Annotated in this window: 13 protein-coding genes; 10 read left to right on the top strand and 3 right to left on the bottom strand. The window is 65.3% G+C overall.

Going from position 1 to position 13,135, the window contains the following annotated elements; genetic code table 11:
- Nucleotides 1-12: 12 nt before the first annotated feature.
- Complete coding sequence (locus AC4D14_RS09425; protein ID WP_490902377.1) at nt 13-1,638, top strand: MFS transporter; 1,626 nt, start codon at nt 13-15, stop codon at nt 1,636-1,638.
- A gap of 105 nt (nt 1,639-1,743) precedes the next feature.
- On the opposite strand, the gene AC4D14_RS09420 is transcribed toward AC4D14_RS09425, so the two are convergent.
- Together AC4D14_RS09420 and AC4D14_RS09415 are read right to left on the bottom strand one after the other, a co-directional pair.
- Nucleotides 1,744-2,286 carry a cupin domain-containing protein gene (locus tag AC4D14_RS09420; protein WP_490901747.1) on the bottom strand — a complete coding sequence of 181 codons (543 nt, stop codon included), beginning with the start codon at nt 2,284-2,286 and terminating at the stop codon, nt 1,744-1,746.
- Between the two features lie 372 nt (nt 2,287-2,658).
- A complete protein-coding gene (locus AC4D14_RS09415) occupies nt 2,659-3,021 on the bottom strand; it encodes a hypothetical protein (protein ID WP_490901745.1) in 363 nt (120 codons plus the stop codon).
- A 489-nt stretch (nt 3,022-3,510) separates the two neighbouring features.
- Between AC4D14_RS09415 and AC4D14_RS09410 the strand changes: the two genes are divergently transcribed.
- The 7 genes from AC4D14_RS09410 (at nt 3,511) to AC4D14_RS09380 (ending at nt 10,905) form a co-directional block, all read left to right on the top strand.
- A complete protein-coding gene (locus AC4D14_RS09410; RefSeq protein ID WP_490901743.1) occupies nt 3,511-5,403 on the top strand; it encodes an amidohydrolase in 1,893 nt (630 codons plus the stop codon).
- 77 nt (nt 5,404-5,480) lie between these two features.
- Nucleotides 5,481-6,146: a hydrolase gene (locus AC4D14_RS09405; protein ID WP_490901741.1), complete on the top strand. Its 666-nt coding sequence runs from the start codon at nt 5,481-5,483 to the stop codon at nt 6,144-6,146.
- Nucleotides 6,147-6,250: 104 nt separating this feature from the next.
- Nucleotides 6,251-6,916: a hydrolase gene (locus AC4D14_RS09400; protein ID WP_490901741.1), complete on the top strand. Its 666-nt coding sequence runs from the start codon at nt 6,251-6,253 to the stop codon at nt 6,914-6,916.
- Between the two features lie 126 nt (nt 6,917-7,042).
- A complete protein-coding gene (locus tag AC4D14_RS09395) occupies nt 7,043-7,561 on the top strand; it encodes a DoxX family protein (protein WP_490901740.1) in 519 nt (172 codons plus the stop codon).
- A 2-nt stretch (nt 7,562-7,563) separates the two neighbouring features.
- Nucleotides 7,564-8,754 carry an MFS transporter gene (locus tag AC4D14_RS09390; protein ID WP_490901739.1) on the top strand — a complete coding sequence of 397 codons (1,191 nt, stop codon included), beginning with the start codon at nt 7,564-7,566 and terminating at the stop codon, nt 8,752-8,754.
- A 65-nt stretch (nt 8,755-8,819) separates the two neighbouring features.
- A complete protein-coding gene (locus tag AC4D14_RS09385) occupies nt 8,820-9,902 on the top strand; it encodes a CE1758 family FMN-dependent luciferase-like monooxygenase (RefSeq protein WP_490901738.1) in 1,083 nt (360 codons plus the stop codon).
- A 406-nt stretch (nt 9,903-10,308) separates the two neighbouring features.
- A complete protein-coding gene (locus tag AC4D14_RS09380) occupies nt 10,309-10,905 on the top strand; it encodes a GNAT family N-acetyltransferase (RefSeq protein ID WP_490901737.1) in 597 nt (198 codons plus the stop codon).
- Here AC4D14_RS09380 and AC4D14_RS09375 read toward each other — a convergent pair.
- Nucleotides 10,902-11,303 carry a DUF4190 domain-containing protein gene (locus AC4D14_RS09375; RefSeq protein ID WP_490901736.1) on the bottom strand — a complete coding sequence of 134 codons (402 nt, stop codon included), beginning with the start codon at nt 11,301-11,303 and terminating at the stop codon, nt 10,902-10,904. The genes AC4D14_RS09380 and AC4D14_RS09375 overlap by 4 nt on opposite strands.
- A gap of 201 nt (nt 11,304-11,504) precedes the next feature.
- On the opposite strand from AC4D14_RS09375, the gene AC4D14_RS09370 reads away from it, so the two are divergent.
- Nucleotides 11,505-11,909 carry a DUF1232 domain-containing protein gene (locus AC4D14_RS09370; RefSeq protein ID WP_490901735.1) on the top strand — a complete coding sequence of 135 codons (405 nt, stop codon included), beginning with the start codon at nt 11,505-11,507 and terminating at the stop codon, nt 11,907-11,909.
- 188 nt (nt 11,910-12,097) lie between these two features.
- On the top strand, nt 12,098-13,117 hold the full coding sequence (locus AC4D14_RS09365; RefSeq protein WP_490901733.1) for an isopenicillin N synthase family dioxygenase: 1,020 nt from the start codon (nt 12,098-12,100) through the stop codon (nt 13,115-13,117).
- Nucleotides 13,118-13,135 lie beyond the last annotated feature (18 nt).

The following is a 13,135-nucleotide window of genomic DNA, read 5'->3' as shown; positions in this document are numbered from 1 at the left end:
GTAAGCGACGCAATGTCCGCCCGGCAGGTCCTTCAGGCACTCACCGGCCTGTTCGCCGCACTTTTCACAGCAATCCTCAGCAGCACCATTGTGGCCAACGCCCTCCCGGCCATCATCTCGGACCTCAACGGGTCACAGACCGACTTCGCGTGGGTCATTACGGCAGCCCTTCTCGCCGGTGCGGTCACCACGCCCCTTTGGGGAAAGCTTGCGGACCTGTTCGATAAGAAAATTCTCGTGCAGTTGAGCATCGTGGTCTTCGTGGCCGGCTCAGTGCTCGCAGGGCTCGCCCAAAACATCCCGGTCCTGCTGGCCGGCCGCGCTATCCAGGGCATCGCCATGGGAGGCCTGACCGCCGTCGCCATGGCGATCATCGCAGCGATGGTCTCACCGCGGGAACGCGGACGCTATTCGGGTTATCTCGGTGGAGTGATCGCCGCAGCAACCGCGGCCGGGCCATTGCTCGGCGGCGTCATCGTGGATTCGCCCCTCGGCTGGCGGTGGACCTTCTTCGTCGTCGTGCCCCTTGCCGTCATTGCAATGGTCCTGCTCCAACTGACCCTCAAGCTCGTTCACCGCCCCCGCAGGGTCACAATCGACTGGCTCGGGGCAGTGCTCCTGACCCTTGGCGTGAGCACCCTCCTGATCTGGGTCTCCTTCGTCGGCAAAGTCGATACTTTCGGGTGGCTGTCCTGGCAGAGCGCCGGAATGGTCGGCGGAAGCGTCCTGCTCCTGGCGCTGCTGGTCCTTGTTGAGTCAAAGGCCGCCGAGCCGGTGATCCCGCTCAAGATCATCACCGAGCGCACGACCGCCCTTGCGATCGTCGCCTCCCTCGCAGTCGGCGTTGCAATGTTCGCGTCAACCACTTACCTCGGCCAGTACTACCAGGTGGCCCGTGGATTCACTGCAACCGAGGCCGGCCTGCTGACCCTCCCCATGATTGCGGGAAACCTGATCGGATCTGTCGCCTCCGGCCAGCTGATTACACGCTTCGGACGGTGGAAGCGCTTCCTTATCGTGGGCTCGGCCCTGCTGATCCTCGGGCTCGGCCTCGCGGGCACCATCGATGAGGTCACGGGCCTCTGGTTCGTCGGAGGTTACACTTTCCTCTTCGGACTGGGCCTGGGACTGCTGATGCAGAACCTCGTGCTCGCCGTCCAGAACACAGTCTCGGTGAAGGACGTCGGTTCAGCCAGTGCTTCAGTGGCGTTCTTCCGCACCATCGGCGGGGCGGCCGGTGTTGCAGCACTCGGCGCCGTCCTGGGAAACCAGACAGCGGCCAAGACGGCCGAGGGCCTGCGTGCCGCCGGACTCTCCCCGGACCTTCCCGGATTCACCGGAGGCTCCCTCAACCCGGCCGGACTTCCCGCCCCCATCGGGGACATCATCCGGGCCGCCTACGGTGAGAGCACGGCGCTGATCTTCATGATCACCGCCGGGATCGCCGTCCTGGCCCTGATCAGCGTCCTTTTCATCAAGGAGAAGGCTCTGCGCCGGACGGTCGACGTCCAACCCCCGGCCCCGGCAAACCGACCAGCGGCTGATGTTTCAGAACCGTCATCGGGTGTGGCCCCCTCCGCGGACCACCCTGAAACCTCGGCAGCGCCTGGCCCTCGACGGCCGACCCTGGTCAGCTAGACAATACCGCTCCACCACAAAGACGCAGCCGGGCACCCGGCTGCGTCTTTTCTTCTGCTCCTGCGAAGTGACGGGAGGGCTCTGCGGCAGTGCGGTGCGGGAGGGTTACGAGCCAAGCAGTTCGGTGCGGTAGCTGGGCGCCAGTTCCATCATCAATTCCCGCCGCCGGACAAGCGTCTCCTCGTCAAGCTCGGGGGCGGGGGTGGTTCGCGTGGCCACCGGGTCACCGACGGCAGCGAAGAATTCCTCCTGGCCGGCAGGGGTGCACATGCACAACATGCGCACTGTGCTGGTGGAACGGTTTCGGAAGAAGTGGGGCGCATTAGCGGGAATGTTGATCGTCTCGCCGGCGACCGCGGTGAAGCTCTTGCCGCGGAAGGTGAACTCGACTTCACCCTCGGTAAGGGTGAACATTTCCTCGAAGTTGTGGCGGTGGGGACGGGGGCCCCCTCCCGGTGGAATGAGCATATCGATAAGCGTGTACGCCCCGGCGGTGTCGGAGCCGCCGAGCAGGACGGTGTAGGTGCCCCCGGCCAGGCCGATGTGCTGCAGGTCGGACTTGTCGGGACTGACGACGGTGGCCTGACGGCTCGGGTCGTCATCGGGCACGGCTTGTGCGGGAGGGGGTGTCGCTGGTTCCTGGCCCATTGGGGCTCCTCTGTCAGATCGGACTTTTGTGCGCTGGTGCGGAGGGAGCGGGACTTGTGAAGCGGTGCTGGTGCCACCCTAGACAGATCTGGATCCAGCCGCCCCAATATGCGCCTTGATGACGAGCGCGGGGGTGCGGATTCTGGGTGCGGATTCTGGGTGCGGATTCGGGGTGCGGATTCGGGGGTGCGGATTCTGGGTGCGGATTCGGGGGTGCGGATTCTGGGTGCGGATTCTTTCCACGGGGCCCTTGAGCTGCGGTTGTGCCTGGAATTGTGAGTGAGGCAGAGGCCGCTCGAGCTGCCTGAAAATTTTCGGCACACCGCGTGCGGGTGAGCCAGCCGACTGCTCTTTTGTCGGCGAGGTTCCGCGCTAGCGTGCCCGGGTCCAACGGATTCCGCACCTCTTCATCGTGGCGTCCTTGCCGAACAGCTCGTTCCGGCTGAGGGACAGCACAGCGAACAACCACAGGACGAGCAGCACCGGAACCATAAGACGGTCGGCCCCTGGACCCTCCACAATCGTGAGCCCGTCGATAACCCAGGTGCAGGTCCGGCCGGGCGGAAACCACGACCACGCCGCCTCTCCGAATACCGAGCGGCCGCCGGAAAGGTCGCAGTTGATGTCTTTCGTGAAGAGAAGCCGTTCGGTGATCATTGCTCCAATCCACGACGCGGCGGCAACGACCCACAATCCGATGTGAAGATGCCGGGCGTGGAGAGCGGAAGCGGTCATTGACCCAGTTTCGCAAAACGGCGCTGCGGCTCCATCCACCCTGGTATGAACATTCGCCAGGAAGGATCGCCGCGATGAGCCGGCGCACCGGATGCCGCACGCACAGGTCCGGCACACACAGTCCGGCGGTACAGGTCCGGCACACGCAGCTCAGGCAGCCGGCACCGCAGCGCCCCCCTTCCCCTCCCCCAGCGCGGGATGCAGCCGAAGTCACCTGGCGCAGCAATTTATCTTGCTTGGAAATAAATTGCCTGGAAGGTATGTTGTGGGAACTGATCCGAGATACCGGCCCGGTCGGCGGAAGGATGAGAGCAGGAGAGGGCCGCGCCCCTGGTGGGCGAAGCCCTCGGCGTGCCAGAAACAGCACCCCTTGGCGTCAAAATATCTTCCACGGAAATAAATTGCGCGGAAGCTAAGTTATAGACCATGCACCCGGACCACCGCGGTCCGAGCGAACCACGTTTGTTAGCTGATTGGAGGTGGGCAGATATGCCCACAATGCCCGTAGCAGGGATCGTCCCCCGGTCCGATGCGGTTGAACCCGCCGATCTGATTGTTCGGAACGGCAAAATCTTCACCGGTGATCCGGCTCGCCCCCGGGCGACCGCCGTCGCCATCCGGGACGGCAAGGTCACTGTCATCGGCGACGACGCCGAGATCGCCAAGGTCGCCGGGCCCAACACCAAGGTGGTCGACGCGCGGAACCGCCGGGTGGTCCCGGGCCTTAACGATTCGCACCTCCACGTGATCCGCGGTGGCCTCAACTATGTCCTCGAGCTTCGCTGGGACGGGGTGCCGACCCTGAAGCTGGCCATGCAGATGCTCCGCGAGCAGGCAGCACGCACCCCGAAGGGCCAGTGGGTCCGCGTTGTCGGCGGCTTCACCAAGGAGCAGTTCGCCGAGAAGCGTCTTCCCACCCTTGCAGAGCTGAACGATGCGGCTCCGGACACCCCGGTCTTCATCCTCAACCTTTACTCCTCCGCACTGCTGAACCGCGCCGCGGTCAAGGCTGCCGGCTACTCCAAGGAAACCCCCGACTTCAAGGGCGGCCAGATCGTCCGTGGACGTGACGGCGAGCCCACAGGGCTCCTCCTCGCCGCGCCAAGCGCACTGGTGCTCTACTCAACCCTGGCCAAGGCTCCGCTGCTGCCCGCCGAGGAACGCAAGGATTCGACCCGCCAGTACCTGCGGGAACTGAACCGGTTCGGCCTGACCTCCGCCATCGACGCGGCCGGCGGCTTCCAGAACTTCCCCGACAACTACCGCACGGTGATGGACCTGGCGAACGAGGGCAAGCTGTCCCTCCGCATCGCCTACCACCTCTTCCCGCAGGTGGCCGGGCAGGAAGTCGACGACCTCCGCCGCTGGGTTGAGACAGTCAACCCGGGCGACGGCGACGAGTGGCTGCGCCTTAACGGCGCCGGTGAGAACCTCACCTGGGCAGCGGGCGACTTCGAAAACTTCACCGAGCCGCGCCCCGAGCTCTCCCCCGACTACGAGGTTGAGTTCGAGAAGGCAGTCCGTCTGATGATGGAGAACGGCTGGGGCTTCCGCCTCCACGCCACCTACAACGAGACGATCGAGCGCGACCTCGCTGTCTTCGAGAAGCTTGCCGCAGAAGGCCTGTTCCCCGGCGACAACCGGTGGATCTTCGACCACGCCGAGACAATCAGCGGACGGAGCCTTGACCGCGTCGCGGCTTTGGGCGGAGCACTCTCCATCCAGAACCGCATGTCCTTCCAGGGTGAGGCCTTCGTCCAGCGCTACGGCGCCGGCGCGGCAGCCGAAGCACCGCCGATCCGCAAGATGCTCGACCGCGGACTCGTCGTCGGCGCAGGAACGGACGCCACCCGCGTTTCGTCCTACAACCCCTGGGTTGCCCTGCACTGGCTGGTTTCCGGACGGACCGTTGGGGACACCCTCATCTACCCGCCCGAGAACCGCGTGAGCCGCGAGCAGGCGCTCGAGATGTTCACCGTCGCCGGTGCCAAGCTCACCGGCGAGGACGACGTGAAGGGCGTCCTGCGGGAGGGCTTCTACGGAGACCTCTCGATCCTCTCGGATGACTTCTTCACCGTCGAGGAGCGGGACATCCCGCACATCGAGTCCCTGTTCACGGTAGTCGGCGGGCGGATCGTTTACGCCGCAGGCGACTACGAGGGCCAGGACGAGGAAATGCCCAAGGTTTCCCCGCTGTGGAGCCCCGTGGCCCATTACGGCGGATACCAGGCAACCCCCAAGCCCTCGATGGCCGGAGGCCGCCAGGCTGAACTGCTCGCCCAGGCGGCAGCCGAGTCGGAGCAGCAGAGGCAGTGGCGTGCAGCCCGTTACGGTGCGGCTCCTGCCATCTCCGCCAGCGCGTTCGAAATGCACAGCCACTAAACCCCATGAATAAGAAAAACCTGTACGAAATCATTCGCACGGCATTCAGCAGGAACCAGTACAAAGGAAAAGAAGAAATGGCTACCATCGATTTCGCCAACGTCACCGCCACCCCCAGTGACGACCTGCTCACGCCGGATAACAGCGTGTTCCTCTTCGTTGACCATCAGCCCCAGATGTTCTTCGGCGTAGGCAGCGGAGACCGCACCTCGATCATCAACGCCACCGTCGGCCTGGCCAAGTCCGCCAAGGCCTTCAACGTGCCGACGATCCTGACCACCGTGGCCGCGCAGTCCTTCTCCGGCAACATTCTTCCCGACCTGGCCGCGGTGTTCCCGGGCCAGGAGATCATCGACCGTTCGACGATGAACGCCTGGGAAGACGAGCGCGTCGTTGAGGCAATCAAGGCCACCGGCCGCACCAAGATCGTCCTGTCCGGGCTGTGGACCGAGGTTTGCCTTGTCCTCCCGGCGCTCTCCGCACTGGGCCAGGGCTACGAGGTCTACGTCGTCTCCGATGCCTCCGGCGGAGTCACCAAGGAAGCCCACGACAACGCCATGGAGCGCATGACGCGCGCCGGCGCCGTCCCCGTGACCTGGATCCAGGTCCTCCTCGAGCTCCAGCGCGACTGGGCCCGCGGCGAGACCTACATCCCCGTCACCGAGGTCGTCAAGGCCCACGGCGGAACCTACGGCCTGGGCATGCACTACGCCGGTGACTTCATCGGCGGAAACGCCGGCTAAGCAGCCACCCGGCCGAGAAACGCAGGCATCCCATGAATAAGAAAAACCTGTACGAAATCATTCGCACGGCATTCAGCAGGAACCAGTACAAAGGAAAAGAAGAAATGGCTACCATCGATTTCGCCAACGTCACCGCCACCCCCAGTGACGACCTGCTCACGCCGGATAACAGCGTGTTCCTCTTCGTTGACCATCAGCCCCAGATGTTCTTCGGCGTAGGCAGCGGAGACCGCACCTCGATCATCAACGCCACCGTCGGCCTGGCCAAGTCCGCCAAGGCCTTCAACGTGCCGACGATCCTGACCACCGTGGCCGCGCAGTCCTTCTCCGGCAACATTCTTCCCGACCTGGCCGCGGTGTTCCCGGGCCAGGAGATCATCGACCGTTCGACGATGAACGCCTGGGAAGACGAGCGCGTCGTTGAGGCAATCAAGGCCACCGGCCGCACCAAGATCGTCCTGTCCGGGCTGTGGACCGAGGTTTGCCTTGTCCTCCCGGCGCTCTCCGCACTGGGCCAGGGCTACGAGGTCTACGTCGTCTCCGATGCCTCCGGCGGAGTCACCAAGGAAGCCCACGACAACGCCATGGAGCGCATGACGCGCGCCGGCGCCGTCCCCGTGACCTGGATCCAGGTCCTCCTCGAGCTCCAGCGCGACTGGGCCCGCGGCGAGACCTACATCCCCGTCACCGAGGTCGTCAAGGCCCACGGCGGAACCTACGGCCTGGGCATGCACTACGCCGGTGACTTCATCGGCGGAAACGCCGGCTAATCAGCCACCCGGCCGACGTTCCACCCGGCTGGAGCTGCACGGCTGAGAAGCCACTGGTTGACAAGCACTACGGCTGACCGGCCGTCCGGCCGGTCAGCCCCACGAAACGACGAAAGAGACCGGATCATGAATGCCGATATTGGAATCCTGCTGCTGCGGGTGGTGATCGGGCTGTTGATTGCCGGCCATGGGCTGCAGAAGGTCTCCTTTCGGCTGGGAGGCTCAGGTCTCCAGGGCGGCATTGACGAGTTCCGCGCCGATGGGTTCCGCGGCGGTGCCGTGACGGCGCTGGCCGCGGGCCTCGGGCAACTCGGATCCGGCCTCTTTCTCGCTCTCGGAGTGCTTACTCCGCTTTCGGGAATGGTGGCCATTGGCGTGATGACGGTCGCCTTGACTGTCAAAGCCCCGAAGGGCCTCTGGGTGCAGCACGACGGGTACGAGTACCCGCTGGTGCTGATCGTTATCGCCGCCGCGCTGAGCATCACCGGCCCCGGCGCACTCTCGGTGGATGCCCTGTTCGGCATCGCTGTCCTGCCGCTCTGGGCGGGCATCCTCACAACTCTTGTAGGCGCAGCCTCCGGTCTCATCGTTCGGGTCCTGCTCCACACCGAACCAGCGCAACGACCCGATCAAAGGGAAATCTGAAAATGGCACGGCTACCGCAGACCAAATACACAGCCTCATTCGCAATCATCGCAACGACCTTCGCCCTGATGACGACCGGCGGCACCCTGCCGATCCCCCTCTATACCCTTTGGGGCGACGAGTTCGGGTTCGGCGCCGAAACCACTACCTGGGTGTTCGCCGTCTACGTACTGGGAACGCTGCTCGCGCTGATCTTCTTCGGAGGCCTCTCCGACCAGATCGGGCGCCGGCCGCTGGCCTTCGCAGCGCTGTCGCTGACGATCCTCTCCACCCTGTTTTTCCTCTTCGCCGCAAACGTCCCTATGCTGCTCGCAGGACGGTTCCTCAGCGGTGTCGGTGTGGGCCTGATGACTTCGGCGGCCACCGCCGCACTGGCGGAACTGTACCGCGGGAAGAACAAGGCGTTCCCCTCGATGATCTCGACCGCCGCCAACATGGGTGGCCTGGGCCTCGGCCCGCTCGTGGCCGGCGTCTTCGCCCAGTACCTTCAGGCACCGACGGTCCTGATCTTCATGGTGTTCGGCGCCCTTGTTGCAGCGGCGTTCCTCCTGACCTTCTTCGTTCCCGAAACCCATCCGCGCACGGTCGGCAAGATCAACTGGGCGCCGAGGGTCGGGGTACCACGCTCGGCTCTGGGTATCTATGGGAAGTCGGCCATCGCCGTCGTCCCGACCTTCACCCTCCTTGGCCTGTTCTCGAGCCTCACCCCAAGGTTCATCGCCCAGACCCTCGACGTGCACAACCTGGCATTGGCAGGGCTCGCGACGTTCATCCTCTTTGAGATTGGCGTTATCGCCCAGCTGTCATTCCGGGGAAAGGCGCCCCGGTGGTCGATCCTCCGCGGACTTCCGGTTCTGATCCTTGCCCTCGCCCTGGTGCTCACCGGCTTCCTCACCGCGAACCTCGTGGTGTTCGGGGCAGGCACGGTCCTTGGCGGATTCGGGGCGGGCCTGACGTTCATGGGCGGCTTGAGCCAGCTGGCTCGGGCCGTACCACACGAGAGCCACGCCAAGAGTGTCGCAGCGTACTTCATCGCAGCACAGAGCGGCCTCGCCATCCCGGTCCTCTCGATCGGCGCCCTCACCGGCCCCCTCGGGCTCACGACGGCAACCACCATCGTGATCGCGGTTGTGATGGTCCTGGCCGCCGCTGCCTGGATGGTCAACCGCAGAACGACCCGGGCAGCCACCTGAGAACACCCGGCGCCAGCGCCACAGCACAGCAAACCCACAAAGACCCACCACCGTTTGGAGAAATCATGGAAATCGGCGTTTTCACAGTCAGTGACGTCACCCGCAACCCGCTCACCGGAAAGACCCCGACCGAGGGTGAGCGCATCAAGGCCGCCGTCGCGATCGCCAAGAAGGTCGAAGAGATCGGCATGGATGTCTACGCCACCGGCGAGCACCATAACCCGCCCTTCTACGCAAGCTCCCCCACCACGATCCTCGGGTACATTGCCGCACAGACCGAACGCATCAAGCTCTCGACGTCAACCACCCTGATCACCACGAACGATCCGGTGAAGATCGCCGAAGACTTCGCAACCCTGCAGCACCTGGCCGACGGCCGGGTCGACCTGATCCTGGGCCGCGGAAACACCGGCCCGGTCTACCCCTGGTTCGGCAAGAACCAGCAGGACAGCGTCGAGTTGACAATCGAGAACTACAACCTGCTGCGCCAGCTGTGGGACAACGACGTCGTGAACTGGGAAGGCAAGTTCCGCACCCCCCTGCGCAACTTCACCTCGACGCCCCGCCCGCTCGACGGCGTTGCGCCCTTCGTCTGGCACGGCTCCATCCGCACCCCGGAAGTCGCCGAGATCGCCGCCTACTTCGGCGACGGGTTCTTCGCGAACAACATCTTCTGGCCCAAGGAGCACTACCAGCAGCTCATCGGGCTCTACCGCGAGCGCTACGCGCACTACGGCCACGGCGCCGCAGACCAGGCGATCGTCGGCCTCGGTGGCCAGTTCTTCATGGCCCGGAAGTCCCAGGACGCGATCAAGGAGTTCCGTCCGTTCTTCGACAACGCCCCGGTGTACGGCCACGGCCCGCGGATGGAGGACTTCATGGCGCAGACGCCGCTGACGGTCGGCAGCCCGCAGGAGGTCATCGAAAAGACCCTCTCCTTCCAGGAGTACTTCGGCGACTACCAGCGCCAGCTGTTCCTGATCGACCACGCGGGCCTGCCGCTGAAGACGGTGCTGAACCAGCTCGACCTCTTCGGCGAACTTGTCCTTCCCGAACTGCGGGCCGAGTTCGCCAAGCGCCGCCCGGCGCACGTCCCCGACAAGCCGGTCCACACCACCCGCAAGCCGGGCTCCGTCACGGCTGCCTGATTCGGGGGCGCGAAGCACCAAACCCTTGCGGGAACGCTCCTGCCGCCTGAGCCACGTGGAGGCAGGAGCGTTCCCGTACGGCCCTGCCGGGCCATCCCGGGAATCCAAGCCCCGGTGGAAGAGCCAGCCTGTTCCACCGGGGCTTTTCTCATCCCTGCGGCCGCTCGGGCAGCAGCGTCCGACGGGTCCGGAACCCCCTGGGCGCACTGCCACTTCATCGCCTCAGGACCGAGGACTTCACCGATGGACTGCCCTTGGGAGACGGAGGAGTGCTGGTTTATTACCTTGGGAGCTTCAGCCGGCACCTACTGACAGCCATAATCCGGCATGTTAACCGGAGCGATCCGCTCACCATTGAGCCGGGGTTACAGTGGTGCAATGCCATCACCAGAGCCGTCGTAAAGCGATGGAGTTTTCCATCCGCGCCGCGGGCCCCGGTGACGCCACGGCACTTGCAGCGTGCGCGGCCGTGACCTTTCCACTCGCCTGTCCCCCGGGTTCCGACCGACGGGACATCGACCATTTCCTTGCCACCGAGTTGTCAGTGAACCGGTTCAAGGACTATCTCAGCGACCCGGACCGGATCCTGTTGTGCCTCGGGGCCGGAGAATCCGCAGGAGGCAGCGATGCGGACAGCGACGCGGATACCGGGCCGGATCCGCGCGTCGAGGGATACAGCATGCTGGTCCGCACCCAGCCGGCCGACCCGCAGGTCCGTTCCGCCCTGACGCTCCTGCCCGCCATTGAGCTCAGCAAGTTCTACGTAGATCCGGCGCACCACGGAACCGGCGCCGCGGGAGCACTGATGGCCGCGTCGCTTGCCGCGGCGGCCGGGAGTGGAATGCGGGGTATCTGGCTTGGCGTCAACCAGGAGAACCAGCGTGCCATCCGGTTCTACTCCCGCAGCGGCTTCCGCCTTGCGGGAACCAAGACCTTCCGTCTTGGCGGACGGATCGAGAACGACTACGTCTTCGAACAACCCCTCACCTCACGGGCTGCCTAGACGGGCGGGCCGTACTCCGGGGGAACCGTTCCCATCAGCATTTCGAGGTCGCTCATCATCAACGCGAACTGGCTCAACATGAACGAGTAGATGATTGCCATCAGGATGAACCAGATCACCCAATAACCGATGGCTACCCAGCCGAGGATCCGGCCCGCATTCGCCGGCTCGCCGAGGCCCTCGGCCCTGCCTGCCTGCACGATGGCCAGCGGGGCGAAGATCACGAAGAAGACTCCGAAAAACAGCGCGAGCACCCCGAAGACCAACGACAGCTGCGCGTGTCTCTTGCCGGCCTGGGAGTCAAAGGGCATGCCCCCGCCGCGGTACTGCAGCCCGCCTCCGCCGAAGGGCTGCTCGCTGGGATACGCCGGCCTGCTCTGGCGCGCATACTGGGACATTCGTGGATCCTTCCGAGGGTGGGGCGAGGTGGGGCGCAGCGCGCCCGAGAATGAAACGTTGCAACCGGCCCAGCCCGCGTGGAAGGTTCCCCCATCGATGCGAAATGTGTAAGGCGCATCAGAACTATAGCCTTTCAATTTCGCTGATGGAAGATGCGCACGGTACAGGTGGTACAGAAGATGTTCGAACGGGAAGGTGCAATGAACGAGATAGCGGTACTCGCAGTGCTCGCCGCGCTCCTCGGCGTTTACGCAGTGCTTCTCCTGGCGCTGGCGGTCTATGCAAGGCGCCACCCCGAGGCGCTGACAATGACCGACGCCCTGCGGTTCCTTCCCGATCTGCTTCGGCTGCTGAGGCGCCTCGCTGCCGACCGGTCGGTGCCGGCCGGGGTGCGTGCAGGGCTCGTCCTGCTCCTTGGCTACCTTCTGCTCCCCATCGACCTCGTCCCTGACTTCCTGCCGGGCATCGGCTACGCGGACGACGTCCTCCTCGTGGTCTTCGTGCTGCGCCTGACAATCCGCCGCGCCGGGGCCGGCGTGGTGGAGCGTCACTGGCCGGGCAGCCCGCAGGGACTCGCCGTCGTCCTTCGGCTCGCCGGGCTCTAGGTTGCAGCGCGCGGTGCAGACCGCGCGCGGTGCAGTCGGGACGGCGCCGCCCGGGCGGTTATTCCAGCACTCCGGTAGCGCCGATGACCGGTTCCCGGCCGGTGCACTTCCCACCGGCCAACCCTCCGGGCGAAACATGGCGTAACCGGAGCGCGCGCCGTCCGGCCCCGCAGGCGTAGTCTCCCCGCATGGTTACAAGCCCCATCCCCGTCTTTGACCTCAGCGTCGCCCGCACCGCCGATGGCTCATTCGACCCCCAGTTCATCGACCGCCTGCGCGACGCAGCGCATACCGTCGGCTTCTTCCAGGTGACGAACTACGGAGCAGCGGAAACCCAGGTTGAAGACCTGTTCTCCGTGATCCGGAAGTTCTTCGACCTCCCCCTCGAGGAACGGCTCAAGCTCGACAACCGGCGCTCCCCCCACTTCCGGGGCTATGCCCGGCTGGGCACCGAAGTGACGCGCGGCAGGCCCGATGCCCGCGAACAGATCGACTTTTCCCCCGACCGCCCCCCGGTGGAGAGCTACCCGGCGGACCAGCCGTACTGGCTGCTTCAGGGTCCCAACCAGTGGCCCACCCGGGCACTGCCCGAACTCGAGCGCCGGGCGATGGACTGGGCGCAGCTGCTCTCGACGGTCGGCGCTGAACTCCTTGGCGCCCTCTCGGTTGCGCTCGGACTGCCGGAGGACCACTTCGCCGAGCCCTTCGAGGGAGCGCCTGCCTGGATGGCGAAGCTCGTTCACTATGTGGGGGGTGATGGCGGGGCCGGCGGCCAGGGGGTTGGCTCCCATGCCGACTACGGCTTCGTGACCCTCCTGCTCCAGGACGAGGTCGGTGGGCTCGAAGTCCTCCCCCGGGGAAGCTCGGACTGGGTGCCGGTGGAGCCGATTCCCGGGGCGCTCGTGGTCAACCTGGGCGAGATGCTTGAGGTCGCCACCCAGGGGTATCTTGCCGCGACGATCCACCGCGTGAAGTCACCACCCCCGGGGGTCGACCGCTACGCCGTCCCGTTCTTCTGGTCGCCACGGCTCGACGCCGTCATCGACCCCGTTTCCCTGCCCGAGCCGTTACGCGCAGAGGCGCGGGGAATCTCCGACGATCCGGAGAACCCGATGCTCGCCTCCTACGGTTCGAACGTGCTCAAGGGGAGGCTGCGGGCGCACCCCGACGTCGCTGAACTTCACCATCCCGAGCTGGTGCGCGGCTAGCCGGCGCGTAACTCCAGC

The sequence above is a fragment of the Arthrobacter sp. TJ-254 genome, assembly GCF_058269175.1.
Note: the sequence above shows the minus strand (reverse complement) of the source record. Positions and strands in the feature narration are given on the sequence as shown.